The following is a 14,606-nucleotide window of genomic DNA, read 5'->3' as shown; positions in this document are numbered from 1 at the left end:
AAATCACCTTAAAATTATAATTGTGAGCCAATAAAGAAATGTACGCGGATCGGATGGTTTTCATCCGAAATGCCGCTGGCGACATCAATGCGGATCGGCCCGATTGGCGATGCCCAGCGGATGCCCACACCCGCGCCATACGCAGTTTCTGTATTAAAGTCTTTATCGTAGGCGTTGCCGAAATCACTGAAAACAGCAGCGCGCCAGCCCTCTTTAAACTGATAGTTATATTCTAACGAGCCAATCGCCAGCGCCTGACCGCCCACTTTAAAGCCATTTTCTTCTGCCGCTAAGCTCTTATAGTCAAATCCACGGATGCTTTGGTCTCCGCCGGTGAAGAAACGCAGGTTATAAGGCACCTTATTAAAGTCTTGGGTAAAAATATAAGCCAGATCGCTGCGTCCAACAAACTGGTGATTGTCATTTTCGCCCAAAGAATAAATAAATCGCCAGCCGGCATTTAAAATGGCCATATCGGCATCGGACAATAAGCTTTCAGCACCCAATTCAATTTTATAAGTCTGCTTGAAGCCTTTGCTTGGGTTAATGCGCTTATCGCTCACGGTGCGTGACGCTTCATAGCCGAACAGCAAGGACTGCTGCTGGTTATTGCTGTTCACTAAAAACGCATCTGGAATTTCACTTGGATCAATAATGCCGTCCTGAGTAATCCGGTCTAAGCGGTAACGCAGCCCAAAGGTATGCTGCCAGCTGCCGCGCGGGTTCTTAATGACCCGGTCTGCGCCCGCGACTGCCGATTCAATCAGCAAGTTAACGTTTTGGCCGACATCATCGCGTTCTTCACGCTCATAACCGCCCACAAGGCTGATATAGTCATTCAGCGGATGGTTATACGGGATATTATAGCGGCCTTCCAAAGACTGGCGGATTTGCGAAAGCTCTAAGTTGGCGTCAAAACTGTGGCCGCGTTTATTCACAATGGCCCGGCGGTACTGGCTGCGCAGGCGTGCGCCGGTATCGGTGCCATAGCCGACACCCATTTCAGCGCTGTTCAGCTTATCGGCATTCAGCGTCACTATGACGGGCACCTCTTTGCTCTCACGCGCTTGCGCTTTTAGCATATCCTGCTCTTGCTCTTTGGCATCCTGAGCCGTTTGCATAGTGCGAATCGCTGTATTTTGCTGCGGCTCATTCACCCCTGCAAATTGATCTTCATTGACCACGTTCTGCGAGACTTCTTTGTTCGAAGCAACCGCTTTTTTGTCCTGTACCTGCGCAGAGCCTTCTGCCAGCTGGTTTTGATCGACCAAAGCCTGAATATCCGGCGGCAGTTCCAGCGGCTTTTCAATTGGATCCGGGCGGAGAGTATCCACCATGGTGTAATTAAAATAGCGTGAGTTGGTTAAGTTGTTGGCTAAGCCATTGACACGCCAAAAGGTATAATCTGCGCCCGCTTTCCACGTGACCAAACTTTTCAGAATATCCGGATCGAGCGGAAACTCATCATTTGGATTGCTCATGCGGAATTCAACATTCCCCAATTTGTAGCGGTCACCGGTTTCATAGCGTAAATTGATATCAGCTGTATTTTGCGGCTGCGCCACTTTAACATCATGCAAACGCCAATAAGCATCGAAGTAGCCGTTATTGGCCGCTGCATCAGTGATCCGCGTTTTGGTATTCTCATACAAACCGTGGTTTAAAATATCGCCTACATCCTGATCAGGCAAAACGCTAATCACCTGGAACTGCGCTTGATTTTCGCCTGCGCCGCTGAATTCAACATTATGCTCTTTAATCAGCACCGGATCATTGGGCGTAACCAAAACTTTCACTTTGCTGTCGCTGACTTTTTCAAACTTGAACTGCGCATTGTAAAAGCCGACCGCCTGCGCAGCCTGAATCGACAAGGTTCTTAATTGCGGCAAGGCGGAAGGGAAATCGCTGAATGATTCCACAGTATAGCTCGACAGCTTGCCTTGAATGTTCGCTTTCAGGTTTTCCAGTGCCGCGGCAAATGCTTTGGCGCTGGTCTCACTGTTATTGGCCGTTTCCGTAAAGGCCACATCAGCACTGATGCGCGGCACTTTTGCCGTATTCAGCTCACGCGGCGGGCGGACTTTATACAGTATGCGCTTGAAGAAATTCGGCTCTTTATCCTTTGCGGCCAATTCTTCCGGAAAGCTGGTGTCTAAGGTCTGTCCAGCATCATTGGTTTCCGCCACAATTTCACTGTCTGCGCGAATGCTGTTCATCAGCTGATCAACATTCACCGGCGCCTGATTGATCTGCTCCAGCTCCTGCTGCGTCATATCTGCAACTGTATTTTCGGTATTCTGCGTGGTGCGGTAATTCTGCGCTTCACGTTTTGCGTCTTCAGCCACCTGCAGAATTTCATTCGCCATATTTTGATCGACCGGCTCTACAGGCAGATCCTGCAGGTCTTCAAATTCAATCGGCTTAAAGGCTGCTATTGGCTCTGCGGCCTGCTGTTGCTGCTGCAGCATCTGCATGCTGTCCGGCTCTGGCGCTTCGACATAGGCGGTTTCGATTTTTTGCACCGTATCCGGTGTATCTAAACTTTGTTTTTCCGCTTCAGTCTTGAGCTGCTTGATCATTTCCGCCTGATTGGCATCGGCTGCAGGCGTCGGCTGTTCATCTGTCTGGGCCATGCCTTGCTGCGCAATTAGCGTTAAAAAGATGCTCATCCATAGGCGTTTATTGCTATGATGCCTGTATATGAGGTGACTCATACTCAGGTGAAGCATTGTCTTTTTAAAATTTATTTTTGCAGGCATAGCAAACTCTAAAGAAATTCATTATGTAATGGACCGGTTAACCAGCAAATAATGAGCTAAAGAGCTTATATCTATTGGTTTTTCGCCATTCCCTAGGTTAAAAAGTATCTTACATGATTTTTTTCGAAGTTTTACCAAACAATCACATTTCTTAATAAAACTTAATCGCAGTACACAACATATGAAGAACAGTGAACATCTGCTGACCACCCGCCGTTTTTTGCCTATGTTTTTGACCCAATTTTTTGGGGCATTGAATGACAACGTGTATAAGCAGGCGCTGCTTCTGGTGATTACCTACGGATGGATCCAGCAGCAAGCCGCAAGCATCAGCACGCTGAACAATTTAGCCGCGCTGCTGTTTATTTTACCTTACTTTATTTTCTCTGCGACGGCTGGACAGCTGGCGGATAAATATGAACGGTCACAGCTTGTACGAATACTCAAAATTTGTGAAATCATCATTATGCTGATCGGCAGCGCAGGCTTTTTGCTGGGCAATTTATGGCTGCTGCTCTTGGCCTTATTCATGATGGGCACGCATTCTACTTTCTTCGGCCCAATCAAATATGCAATCCTGCCGGAAATTTTAAAACCGAATGAACTGATGTCCGGCAATGCGCTGTTCCAGTCCGGCACATCTATGGCGATTCTGATCGGCATGATCTTAGGCGGCGCAGTGATTTCCTCCTCAGCAGGCAATTTGCTTTGGATCAGCGTGACCGTTTTAACCATTGCCATCTTAGGCTATTTTTCCAGTAAATTTATTATCCGGCAGCAAGTCACTGCGCCGGATTTAAGCATCGACTGGAACTTCTTCCGCACCAGCTTTCAAACCTTAAAATATGCCAAAAGCCTGCCGCTGATTTTCACCATTTTACTGGGCAACTCTTGGTACTGGTTTTATGGCGCCACCTACTTAACGCAAATTCCGCAATTAACGCAGCAGAATCTGCACGCCTCTGAAAATGTAGTGAGCCTGCTGCTGACCTTTTTCTCGGTCGGTATAGGCACAGGTTCTTTGCTTTGCCGTAAAATCGGCGGAACTGAGGTGAATATCAAGATGGTGCCTATCGGCGCGGTTGGCCTCACCGTTTTTGCCTTCTATCTGGCAGGCAGCTTGGCTTTTGTCCCCGAACAAAGCGGAAAGCTGTTGGGCTTATATGAAGTCTTTCATGGCGGCTGGAGCTATTATCACGTCATGCTGGCCGTGACCTTGCTCGGCATCAGCGGCGGTTTTTATATTGTGCCGCTGTACGCCATGATGCAGGCGTTTTCTCCCCGCTCACACCGTGCGCGTGTAGTCGCCGCCAACAACATTTTGAATGCCGTTTTCATGGTATCTTCTGCTATATTCTCAATCATCATCTTAAGCATGCTGAAGATTGATATTAAAATACTGTTCAGCATCACCGCGATTTTAAGCGCAATTTTCAGCTTTTGGCTGCTGCGCCGCTTAAAGCCAATGCTGAAGACTGCGCAAGTTTCACTGGAGGATTAATTCCATGCGTCAATATACCGGCCTAGACAAGCTGATTCATTCCTTTGACCAAGCCTTGCGAAGCTTAGTGCCCGGCTCTACTTCCGCGCATCGTGAAAACCCAGGCAATCAGTCTGAAGCGCAATTGGCCGTCAGTGAAGCGCGCCATGTGGCGGGTCTAATGCGGGTCAATCACAGCGGCGAAGTCTGTGCGCAAGCGCTGTATCATGGTCAGGCGCTGACAGCAAAACTGCCGAATGTCCGCAAGGAAATGGAACAGGCGGCGATTGAAGAACAAGACCATTTGGCCTGGTGCGAAGACCGCCTGAAAGAACTCGACAGCGTGCCAAGTTTACTGAATCCTGTATGGTACAGCCTATCTTTTGGCATGGGCGCAATTGCGGGCATTGCCGGCGACAAATACAGCCTCGGCTTTGTCGCAGAAACAGAGCGTCAAGTCAGCATGCATTTGGAGCATCACATCAGCCAATTGCCGCAGCAAGATGAGCGCTCGCGTAAAATTTTACTGCAAATGAATGAAGATGAGCTGCATCACCGTGATACGGCGTTGAATGCAGGCGGTGTAGATTTGCCATTGCCGGTGCGCATTGCGATGACTGGCATTTCTAAGCTCATGACCAAAACCAGTTATTATATTTAAGCCAAATCCAAATAAAAAAGCCCGCACGAAGCGGGCTTTTTTATTTGCAAGCTTTCTCTTTACTTAATTTTCTAAGATCAACTTATATGATGATGCAGCTCATAAATAATAAACCATCCGCATGGCAGCTGCTCACCGCTTGGTGATCATTTCTGCGCTCAGACAAATGAACAAAGAATTCAATCTATCAATATTGAGCTAAGACTTCTTTTTCGCTTTTTTCTTGGCAAATAAATTCAGCGCTTGCGCATAATGTGATGGTGTAATGCGCTGCACCAAATCCAGAATTTTCGCATCATTGCCAATCAATACCCGGGCTTTGTTGGCTTTCACCCCATCTAAAATGACTTTTGCAGCCAGTTCAGGCGGTGTTTTCAGCACTTTATTGAATGAACGGCTGGCCCGTTCAGGGTTCATGCCCAACGCGCGGATGCTGTCGCTCATGCGTGCGGCGTTGGCAATATTGGTTCGAATGCCGCCCGGATGCACTGAGGTTGCGCTGACGCCTGACTGCTCCATATCCAGCTCTTGGCGCAGCGCTTCAGTAAAGCCGCGCACAGCAAATTTGGTCGCATTATAAGCGCTTTGCGTCGGCTGAGCCGTTAAGCCAAAGAGGCTGGAGGTATTGATAATATGACCTTCTCCGCTTTGCTTCAAATACGGCAAGAAGGCTTTGGTACCATACACTACGCCCCAAAAATTAATATTAAAAATCCACTCTAATTCATCATAGCTCATGCCTTCCACGGTACTGGCTAAAGCCACACCGGCATTATTAAAAATCAGATTCACCTTGCCGAAATCTTTAAAACATTGCTCCGCCCATGCATACACCGCCTCACAGTCAGCCACATCCAGCTTCGTCAATGTCACTTGAACCGGATACGCTTTCAGCAAATGCAGCGTTTCAGCTAAACCCTGTTCGTTCATATCGCTTAATGCCAAATTCGCGCCCTGCTGCGCCAGCTGCAATGCCAATTGACGGCCAATGCCAGAACCTGCGCCGGTAATTGCGGCGACTTTCCCATTAAAATTTTTCATTGCTTTCTTCTCTGCCTTTTAGCCATCTGCTGCGCTGAAAAGTGCGCTGCGCATCATATGGCATTCACTCTTTCCCATTATGCTGATTAGATTACAAAAGAATAAAATATGAATGAAATGATATTTAATAATGATTCATTATGCATGAAATTCATATTCAAACGCGGGCGGTTTGATTGCGCATGCTGCTCGAGCTGAACTGCCAGCTTTGCTGCAAAGTGATCTTTTCAATGATTTGCTCAGCGCGCTTTTTTTCTTCTTTTCAAAACAGCGTAAATGATCCGGCAAAGCAAGATGCAGCCAACAACCGCCATGACCGTATAAATTTCTTCATGATAAGGCAAAGTCTGGCGCCAAAACATGTGCAATACATGAGTAATTTTTACACCTGCAGTCACGATAATCCAAGCCCAAATAAAACAGGCTGCAAGATTAATCAGCACATATTTCCACAAAGGGTAGCCTTTCATACCGACAGCAATCGGCAATACCGTTCTGAAGCCCCAAGCAAAACGCATGACTAAAATCGTGAGTATGGGATATCGCTCGATAAACTGGCTGGCTTTATCAAATTTTCCGGCCAGTTCCGCCCGTGTCTGCAGCAGTTTTTGCCCATAACGGCGCCCCAGCTGATAATAGAACTGATCGCCCATAAAACCGCCGAGCATGGCTGCGGCAATCAGGCCCCAAAAGCTCATCAAATGCTGATGAACCGCATAGGCGCCCAGTATCAGCACAGTTTCACCTTCAAATAATGCGCCGGCAAAGATGGCCAAATAGCCAAAGTGCTGGATCAGATCACTCCAGTTCATACTGCCTTTTAAGTCTTTCAGATAGTAGGATCATCATAACATTTAGACTGGATTGCCGTTAAAATAGGCGGAATAAAACATATTTTTAAACAAAAAAACGCTCATGAGCAAACTGTCATGCATGTTGAATACGCGCAGACATGACACGCTTCAGCACTTCCATGAGCGCCTCAATAAACAGTGAGCCTTTGCTTCAAATTATCCAAACCTATGACGGATGTTTTTTTCATATTTTTAACTCAAAACTGAGCAATGATCTGCAAATGGCCTTCCACACTAAAATTTAATGTTCTTTTAAAAAGCACATGATTTTCTGCAAGCGCTTCAAAATCATATTAAAGCCTCAGAGAACCATTACTAGTTTGCCCCTCAACAATCCATTGCATATCCGGCTTGCTGACTAGAATGGTATACACGGTTTGCTGATTGAAGATTATAGGCAAAGGGCCAAGCGGCTTCAGCCGGATCAGCTCCTGAAAAGTATAGCCCGCTTGCAGCGCAGCAGCGCTTTTTGTTGCTGAAATAGAATTAGGATGCCATTCATGCCATAAGCAAGGCTGGGTTACATAATCGAATAACTCTTTTACATAACTCTTTTACATAACTCTTTTACATAACTCTTTTACACTGCATGGAATTTCAATTTTATTTTCAATAACATACTTTTTTATCCAGCTTTATTTTAATTTAAAATAATTAAACTAGATTACTGTTTCAAGTGATATTTCAAAAGCCCGATACGGGAACAATATTTCCTCAATGCAATTCCCTCAATAAACTGAATCTTCAAAATCCATCTATAAGCATCTCTGCATAAGCACTAAGGATACGAAAAACGCGTATTCCTCCCAAAACCCAGTATCGGTTTATAGGCAAATCCAGTATTCATAAAATGTTGAGGCGGAAAAGCTTTTAAATCACGATCACAAACGTGTGTACGTGCATCATTTCAGCAGGATCTAATCCTAAATACAGAGGCCTAGGGCTTTAAAAATCACCATTAGGCAGCTCATTATTGCCTAATGATTCAATCCATATTGAGCCTTCAATCGTTATCGGGCATCAAACATATCAGCCCAAATACAGCTCTAAAATTTCAGTGGCAGCTCACAACAGGAAAATGATGAGGTTCATGCGCAAAGGCGGCATCTGGCCAAATATCCAGCATTGGAATTTTAACATCTAAGGCCAACGGCATTTTTTTCGCATTGAACTGCATATGGTCCAATGAATTGCCCCATGCAATCAGGTCGACATCCAGCGCAATATTATGCGATGGGCGGATGCGTCCTGAAGCGGCTTCCATCTGTTTTAAATAAACAGTCATTTCAGCGGCATTCATCCGGCTTCGCACTAAGCAGGCCGCATTCCAATAATCTGCGCCAATGCCGTCACGGCATGGAAGCAAATAAATTTTGGAGAACTTGAATTCACCGAGCTGAGAAATTTGCGCAATGGCGCTTTGAAAATGCTGCTTGGGCTGGCTATTGCTCGCGAGCGCTAGAGCATAAATCGTTTCGGTGACGTTCAAGACGAATTCCTACAGAATTTGCTTGCGGGATAATGGCAGGCTTACGGATGCTAATCATAATAGATTCCACTGCCGGAAAGGTAGTAAAAAGTGCATTCAGCACCAGTTTTGCCGCATGTTCAATCAATTTGGGCTGCGCTTCTTGAATCACGCGCGCTGAAATCTCGCAAATTTCGGCATAATTCAGTGTATCTTCCAGCTCATCCGAATTGGAGGCCTGCTCCAGACTGGTTTGAATGGTTAAATCCAGCATTAAAGGCTGGATGATTTGCCGCTCCCAATTGAAACAGCCCACCACCGTATCAACCTTGAGGCCTTCAATAATAATTGCGTCCATATTTAACCTTTAACTTCTTTCTAAATCCTCAAGAGGAGGCAAAGCGTCTGCATTTTGCAACAGCCGCATGCGCAACATCCCCCTTCTTTTTTAAAAAGGAGGATTGAGAGGATTTACCTCAATACTCAATTAATGCTTTAACAGCAGATTAGGGTCCATAGTCTGAACCATCTGCAAACGCTGATCTGCATAGATGTCTGTATACGGCGCAAGGATACGCATGAAACGGTCAAAATACAGCATTTGCTTAAACAGCAGCGCAAAGTCCCGCGGAAAACGGATGCCGTGGCGTTCACCTACCCCAACCATATCCATCATAATATCATTCAAATCGGCTGGATTTGAGGTCAGCAGCTCTTGCGGATCTGCCAGCAGCACACCGCTGAACAGACGCTCTAAATCATCCGCCAGCACTTTGGTATCAATTTTCTTATCGGTCATGCCCATTTTCAGCATGTTTTCCGCCATTAAGGCGTAATTGGTATTTTGCAACGCATCCATAAAGGCGATGCACGCGGTCCAAACTTCCGGCTTTAACTGGCCGACAATACCAAAATCGATAAAGCCAACGCGACCATCTTCCAGCAGCATCAGGTTGCCGGCATGCAAGTCCGCATGGAAGCTTTCACACATCATCAGGCTGCCAAACCATGTATTCATAGCGGTGACTAAAACCTGAGATGGATCTTTGGCCACTTTTTTCACCACTTCAAAATCCGTCAATGGCACGCCATAAAAGCGCTCCATCGTCAAAACACGGCGGGTTGAAAACTGATGATAGACTTTCGGCGCAGCGGCGGATTTATTTTGCGTCACATTCAAATAATTGACGAAATCATCAATGTTTTGCGCTTCTTCAATAAAATCAACTTCACGCACCATGCGGGTTTTAATTTCTTCAACGATATCCGCCAATGAGGCAAATTTCACTTTCGGCACCGCTTTTTCTAAAATTTTGGCCGCCCAGTGCAGGACATTTAAGTCGGTATAGAGAATGGTTTCTACACCTGGCTTTTGCACTTTCAGCACCACATTTTCGCCGGTTACCAGTTTCGCGGCATGCACTTGCGCAATCGATGCCGATGCTAAGGGCGTTTCGTCAATTGAGGCAAAAATTTGCGCAAGGTCACGGCCAGCAAATTCTGAAGCCAGCACTTGCTGCACATAGCTAAAAGGCAAAGATGGTGTTTGGTCTAAGCAGCCTTGAAACTCTTCTACATATTCACGCGGGAACAAAGACGGCGTACTGGCGATAAACTGGCCCAGCTTAATATAGGTTGAACCCAGCGACTCAAACGTTTCACGCATGAGCTTCGCATTGCTTGGTTTTTCTGTTGCATATTTAAAGCCGGCTCTTGCAGCCACGACCGCTGTTTCCCCCATGCGGGCAACCGAGCGGAATCTATCAAGCCAAATATTGTTTTTCATAATGTCTGAGGAAAAATAAATTGCAGTGAGTGTAGCAAAATTTCCAGCCTTTGCAGGACTATCTTGCTAGACAGATTGGACAATTTTCATCATGCGCAAAACCTAAAATGCGCTGTTTCATGTTTAAGCCGTCCCAGAGCAGCAATTTCTGCTTCAATGGCGCGGCATTCAGGCCCAAATACAGCAAGGCATGATGCGCCTGCAGGCTGGCCATGACATTTGGCGTCGTTGCCAAGACGCCTGAATCTGCACAGCGCAGGCTTTCATTGGCCTGCTGCTCTTTCGGAAACAAGCACTCATAGCAGGCCGAATCGCCTTCGACCATAAACAGCTGGCCTTGAAAACCAATGGCTGATGCGCTGATCAATGGCACATTGAGCTGCTTGCATGCCGCATTGACGCTATAGCGGGTGGTGAAATTATCACAGCCATCCAGGACCAGATCTTGCGGGGCAATGAGTTCGGCCGCATTCGCCGCATCCAATTTCAATACGATGCTGCTCACTTGAATATGCGGATTAATGCTGCGCAGCCGATTAGCCAGCACTTCTGCCTTATAAAATCCCAAATCGGCTTCGGTGAAGGCCATTTGGCGCTGCAGATTGCTGATTTCGATACTATCTGAATCAATTAAAGTGATTTGCCCAACACCTGCGCGCGCCAACAGCTCTGCCGCCGCGCAGCCAATGCCGCCGCATCCTACAATCAATACATTCGACAGTTTAAGTTTTTCCTGCGCCTCGATATCCCAGCCATCCAGCAAAATCTGGCGGCTGTAAAAGTGCATTTCAGAGTCGCTGAGTTCCAAATCCAAATCTGTTGGCTGATTCACTGGCTCACGTCCGTGTTCAAAAGGCATGTCAGAGCAGAGTATAGACAAATCCTGCTGCCTGTTCAGTAATCCTTGAATTTATTGTCCATTTTTCAAACAGGCCAATTCACTTGCATCCATTGATGCTTTTCCTGTTTAAAACACAAAAATCAAACGCACTTACAAAACAAACATAAATTATTGAAATTTGACATATTTTTTATTCAAGCTATGATGGAAATAAATGCCGGTTTAAAATTTTTTGATTTTTTAGACATCCACTCAAAAAATGCAGAAATATACGCTCTGCGTTTTCTTCATTTGGCCGGCCCAACAATCAAGTTCAGCGTTTGGAGGAAGCCATGTTCTTTAAATCGTTAAGACAACTGATCTGTAAACATGATTTTACCGCATATCAAAAGCGACATTTTTATATTGCCGAGTGCTTGAAATGCGGCATTCAATTTCCTTACTCGCAGCATAAAAAATAATTCAAAGATATAAGCTCCCGCCAAGAGATAAAAAAACCGCGTTAAAAACGCGGTTTTTTTATCTCTTGAGCATTGTAGCCATCAGATCGCTGTTTGCAGATTTTCCGCTTTGGCAATCTCCTGCTGCTTCAGCAAATTCCGCTGAATTTTTCCGCTGGAGGTTTTGGGCAGGCTGGCTGCAAATTCAATTTCTTTTGGATAAGCATGTTTCGATAAACGTGAGCGTACATAATCCTGCAGCTTCTTCATCAATTCTGGCGTTGCAGGATATTGCGCTTTTAATACGACAAAAGCTTTCACAATTTCCGTCCGCTCAGGGTCTGGCTTGCCAATCACCGCAGATTCCAAAACCTCCTCACATTCAAGCAGCGTGCTTTCCACATCAAAAGGGCCCACACGATAGCCTGACGTTGTAATGACATCGTCAGCACGACCGATGAAATCGATCCCGCCTTGTTCATTCAAGCGTACTGTGTCGCCGGTTAAATAATAATGCCCGGCAAAAGATTTGCGGTTATTGCCGCCATAGCCCTCAAACCAAAACAGCGGTGATTGTGAACAGTCAATGGCCAGTATGCCAATGCCGCCCGGTTCAACTTCTTGATGGTCTTTATTCAGCACCGCAAATCGATGGCCTGGGATTGCATAGCCTGCCGAACCGACTTTTTTGTGATGCTCCAGCGCATGATGATTAGCAATCACCATCCCCAATTCTGTCTGCCCGTACTGATCATAAATATTCACATTCAGATCATGATTAAACCAATGGATCACTTCTGGCGTTAAAGGCTCACCTGCACTGCTGACCACACGCAGATGTTCTTTAATCGACGAATCAAATTTCTCTTTAAAGCCAAAAAACATGCGAAACGCGGTTGGTGAACCGGTTAAATTGCTGACTTTATATTTCTGAATCAGCTGCAGCGCGTTATCTACGCTAAAAGCGCGCTCATCCATAATAATGCTATGGCCTAGACTTAAGGGCCCAGTGATGCCGTAATACAAACCGTATGCCCAGCCTGGATCGGCCAGATTCCAAAAAGAATCTTCATCACGCAAATCAACTGCATGCGTCATATAGCCTTTAAATGCCAATACCGCTTTTAAGGGAACAGGCACAGATTTCGCCAAACCCGTTGTGCCTGAGGTAAACATCATTAAAAAATAATCATCAAAACCCAGCATCACCGGTTCACAATCCGCAGGCTGCTGTTCCAGCGCTGTCCAGAAATCAGCTTCTTTCGCCGGTGAAGAGCCATGCTGCGGCTTAAGATCTACCTGCACGGTTAAAATATGCGACACTTTCACACTGTTCAGTTTAGGGCGCTGTTCTGCATTGGTCACAATCAGCTGCGTTGCGGCCGTTTCTACGCGGTGTTCAATCGCTTTGGATTCAAATGCCGTAAATAACGGCTGATACACTGCACCGATCCGCCATGCAGCCAACACCGTAATCAGCAGTTCAGGCGTGCGCGGCAGCAGCCCTGCAATGCAATCGCCTTTTTTCAGATTTAAACTTTTAAAATGATTGGCCAATTTGCCGGAAGCTTCATCCAGCTGATCAAAAGTCCATGCAGAAGATTCACCGTTTTTGCCTTCCCAGATTAAAGCTGTTTTATGCTGTCCCACATAGCGCTGGCAGCATTCCACATAGGCATTGATGTGCGTGGCGGAACCGGCAAGCTGCTGTTCAATCTGCTGCTCATAATTAAAATCTTGATACGCTTGTTCCAATGTTTTCATTTTGCAACCTCTCGTCCTAAAGGCTGAATGGCGCGGCATCTGCGTCCGGCTCATTCATCGTCGTATTATTTTTTCCGCAGCCGCTTTGCAGCGCGGCGCCGTACATCCCGTACAAAGATTCACACTGCTGATCAGTATGTGTTTTAAATATAAGATTAGAAAAACATGTTCTGATGCCGCCTGCAATTTCCATAACCGTCAATTGCATTGCAGGCTTTGGGCACCGACTAAAGTCTGATCAATCAGCCTTTAGCCACTTCACGGGCAATCACCAAACGCTGAATGTCTGATGCGCCTTCATAAATTTGGCTGACGCGGACATCCCGATAAATCCGCTCAACTGGAAAATCAGAAACATAGCCATAGCCGCCATGAATTTGAATCGCATCGGAACAGACTCTTTCCGCCATTTCAGAGGCAAACAGCTTGGCCATTGATGCTTCTTTTAAACACGGCAATCCTGCATCTTTTAAAGTCGCAGCATGAAAAATCAGCTGGCGCGCCGCTTCAATTTTGGTGGCCATATCCGCCAGACGGAATGCCACTGCCTGATGCTGCACAATCTCTACACCGAAGGCTTTGCGTTCATTGGCATATTCCACGGCGGCGTCCAAGGCTGCACGCGCCATACCGACACATTGCGCCGCAATGCCAATCCGGCCAGACTCTAAATTAGATAAAGCGATCTTGTAGCCATCACCTTCTTTTCCCAGCAGATGGTCAGCAGGAATACGGCAGTTATCAAAAATAATCGTTGCTGTATCTGAACAGTGCTGGCCCATCTTGTCTTCCAGACGCGAAACTATATAGCCGGGAGTTTGGGTCGGCACTAAAAAACAGGAAATGCCTTTTTTACCCGCAGCTTTATCGGTCACGGCAAAGACCAAGGCCACATCCGCATATTTGCCCGAGGTAATAAACTGCTTGGTGCCGTTAATAACCCACTCATCTCCCTCACGCACCGCTTGGCATGCCAATGCGCTGGCATCCGAGCCAGCTTGCGGTTCCGTCAGGCAAAAACAGCCGAGCATTTCGCCTGTTGCCAATTTGGTCAAATACTGCTGCTTTTGCTGTTCTGTACCGTAGCGCTGGGTAATCCCGCAAGGCAAAGAATTCTGCACGCTGACAATGGTCGAAATTGCGCCATCACCGGCGGCGATTTCCTCCAAAGCCAAGACCAGCGAGACATAATCCATGCCCGCACCGCCCCATTCTTCAGAAATGGTCATGCCTAAAGCGCCCAGTGCGCCCAGTTCTTTCAATTCCTGCGCCGGAAAACGCGCCGTTTTATCCCGCTCGGCTGCAGTCGGCTTCAGCTTGGTTTGCGAATAATCCCGCAGCATATCCTGAACCATTTTTTGCGCTTCATTTAAAATCATTGAGCGTCCCTCTCATTGCTATTCTTAAAATCTGAACTTTATTTAAATTAAAAAGATTAAAAATTATCTGCTACGTGACAACGCCATTCGCAACCTGCAAAGCCCTTTAAAATGAATGGATCTGCGAAGCAAA

11 protein-coding genes are annotated in these 14,606 nt (G+C 46.4%); 2 read left to right on the top strand and 9 right to left on the bottom strand.

Annotation, left to right across the window (positions count from 1 at the left end; translation table 11 throughout):
* Positions 1–14 precede the first annotated feature (14 nt).
* Positions 15–2,759, bottom strand: a complete 2,745-nt coding sequence (locus tag ACE3T3_RS03850) for an autotransporter assembly complex family protein (protein ID WP_374664226.1) — start codon at positions 2,757–2,759, stop codon at positions 15–17.
* A gap of 181 nt (positions 2,760–2,940) precedes the next feature.
* Between ACE3T3_RS03850 and ACE3T3_RS03845 the strand changes: the two genes are divergently transcribed.
* Complete coding sequence (locus ACE3T3_RS03845; RefSeq protein ID WP_374664224.1) at positions 2,941–4,260, top strand: MFS transporter; 1,320 nt, start codon at positions 2,941–2,943, stop codon at positions 4,258–4,260.
* A gap of 4 nt (positions 4,261–4,264) precedes the next feature.
* Positions 4,265–4,900 (top strand): 2-polyprenyl-3-methyl-6-methoxy-1,4-benzoquinone monooxygenase, encoded by a 636-nt coding sequence (coq7, locus tag ACE3T3_RS03840; RefSeq protein ID WP_374664222.1) that lies wholly within the window; start codon positions 4,265–4,267, stop codon positions 4,898–4,900.
* A 198-nt stretch (positions 4,901–5,098) separates the two neighbouring features.
* Here the strand turns inward: coq7 and ACE3T3_RS03835 are convergent, their stop codons facing one another.
* The 8 genes from ACE3T3_RS03835 to ACE3T3_RS03800 all read right to left on the bottom strand — a co-directional run bounded on the left by ACE3T3_RS03835 (position 5,099) and on the right by ACE3T3_RS03800 (position 14,473).
* Positions 5,099–5,941, bottom strand: coding sequence for an SDR family NAD(P)-dependent oxidoreductase (locus ACE3T3_RS03835; RefSeq protein ID WP_374664220.1), 843 nt, complete (start codon positions 5,939–5,941; stop codon positions 5,099–5,101).
* A gap of 239 nt (positions 5,942–6,180) precedes the next feature.
* Positions 6,181–6,753 (bottom strand): DedA family protein, encoded by a 573-nt coding sequence (locus tag ACE3T3_RS03830; RefSeq protein WP_374664218.1) that lies wholly within the window; start codon positions 6,751–6,753, stop codon positions 6,181–6,183.
* 1,096 nt (positions 6,754–7,849) lie between these two features.
* Entirely contained in the window at positions 7,850–8,284 is a 435-nt protein-coding gene (locus ACE3T3_RS03825; RefSeq protein WP_374664217.1) for a 2-amino-4-hydroxy-6-hydroxymethyldihydropteridine diphosphokinase, read from the bottom strand.
* Positions 8,238–8,621, bottom strand: a complete 384-nt coding sequence (folB, locus tag ACE3T3_RS03820; protein ID WP_374664215.1) for a dihydroneopterin aldolase — start codon at positions 8,619–8,621, stop codon at positions 8,238–8,240. Before folB ends, ACE3T3_RS03825 begins: the two co-directional genes overlap by 47 nt.
* Before the next feature lie 129 nt (positions 8,622–8,750).
* Positions 8,751–10,049 (bottom strand): ABC1 kinase family protein, encoded by a 1,299-nt coding sequence (locus tag ACE3T3_RS03815; protein ID WP_374664213.1) that lies wholly within the window; start codon positions 10,047–10,049, stop codon positions 8,751–8,753.
* A gap of 58 nt (positions 10,050–10,107) precedes the next feature.
* The gene (locus ACE3T3_RS03810) at positions 10,108–10,908 is read right to left on the bottom strand and encodes a ThiF family adenylyltransferase (protein ID WP_374664304.1); all 801 of its coding nucleotides are present in this window, start codon (positions 10,906–10,908) and stop codon (positions 10,108–10,110) included.
* A gap of 524 nt (positions 10,909–11,432) precedes the next feature.
* The gene (locus ACE3T3_RS03805) at positions 11,433–13,094 is read right to left on the bottom strand and encodes an AMP-binding protein (protein ID WP_374664211.1); all 1,662 of its coding nucleotides are present in this window, start codon (positions 13,092–13,094) and stop codon (positions 11,433–11,435) included.
* Positions 13,095–13,336: 242 nt separating this feature from the next.
* Entirely contained in the window at positions 13,337–14,473 is a 1,137-nt protein-coding gene (locus tag ACE3T3_RS03800) for an acyl-CoA dehydrogenase family protein (RefSeq protein WP_374664209.1), read from the bottom strand.
* Positions 14,474–14,606: the final 133 nt, after the last annotated feature.

This window comes from Acinetobacter sp., from assembly GCF_041919735.1.
In the GTDB taxonomy this organism is placed as follows: domain Bacteria; phylum Pseudomonadota; class Gammaproteobacteria; order Pseudomonadales; family Moraxellaceae; genus Acinetobacter.
This window is presented reverse-complemented; position numbering and strand designations above follow the sequence as displayed.

Bases quoted from the DNA above. Each gene is read 5' to 3' on its own strand.
- ACE3T3_RS03850 (WP_374664226.1), bottom strand. From the start codon at position 2,759: ATGCCTGCAAAAATAAATTTTAAAAAGACAATGCTTCACCTGAGTATG.
- ACE3T3_RS03845 (WP_374664224.1), top strand. From the start codon at position 2,941: ATGAAGAACAGTGAACATCTGCTGACCACCCGCCGTTTTTTGCCTATG.
- coq7 (WP_374664222.1), top strand. From the start codon at position 4,265: ATGCGTCAATATACCGGCCTAGACAAGCTGATTCATTCCTTTGACCAA.
- ACE3T3_RS03835 (WP_374664220.1), bottom strand. From the start codon at position 5,941: ATGAAAAATTTTAATGGGAAAGTCGCCGCAATTACCGGCGCAGGTTCT.
- ACE3T3_RS03830 (WP_374664218.1), bottom strand. From the start codon at position 6,753: ATGAACTGGAGTGATCTGATCCAGCACTTTGGCTATTTGGCCATCTTT.
- folB (WP_374664215.1), bottom strand. From the start codon at position 8,621: ATGGACGCAATTATTATTGAAGGCCTCAAGGTTGATACGGTGGTGGGC.
- ACE3T3_RS03815 (WP_374664213.1), bottom strand. From the start codon at position 10,049: ATGAAAAACAATATTTGGCTTGATAGATTCCGCTCGGTTGCCCGCATG.
- ACE3T3_RS03810 (WP_374664304.1), bottom strand. From the start codon at position 10,908: ATGCCTTTTGAACACGGACGTGAGCCAGTGAATCAGCCAACAGATTTG.
- ACE3T3_RS03805 (WP_374664211.1), bottom strand. From the start codon at position 13,094: ATGAAAACATTGGAACAAGCGTATCAAGATTTTAATTATGAGCAGCAG.
- ACE3T3_RS03800 (WP_374664209.1), bottom strand. From the start codon at position 14,473: ATGATTTTAAATGAAGCGCAAAAAATGGTTCAGGATATGCTGCGGGAT.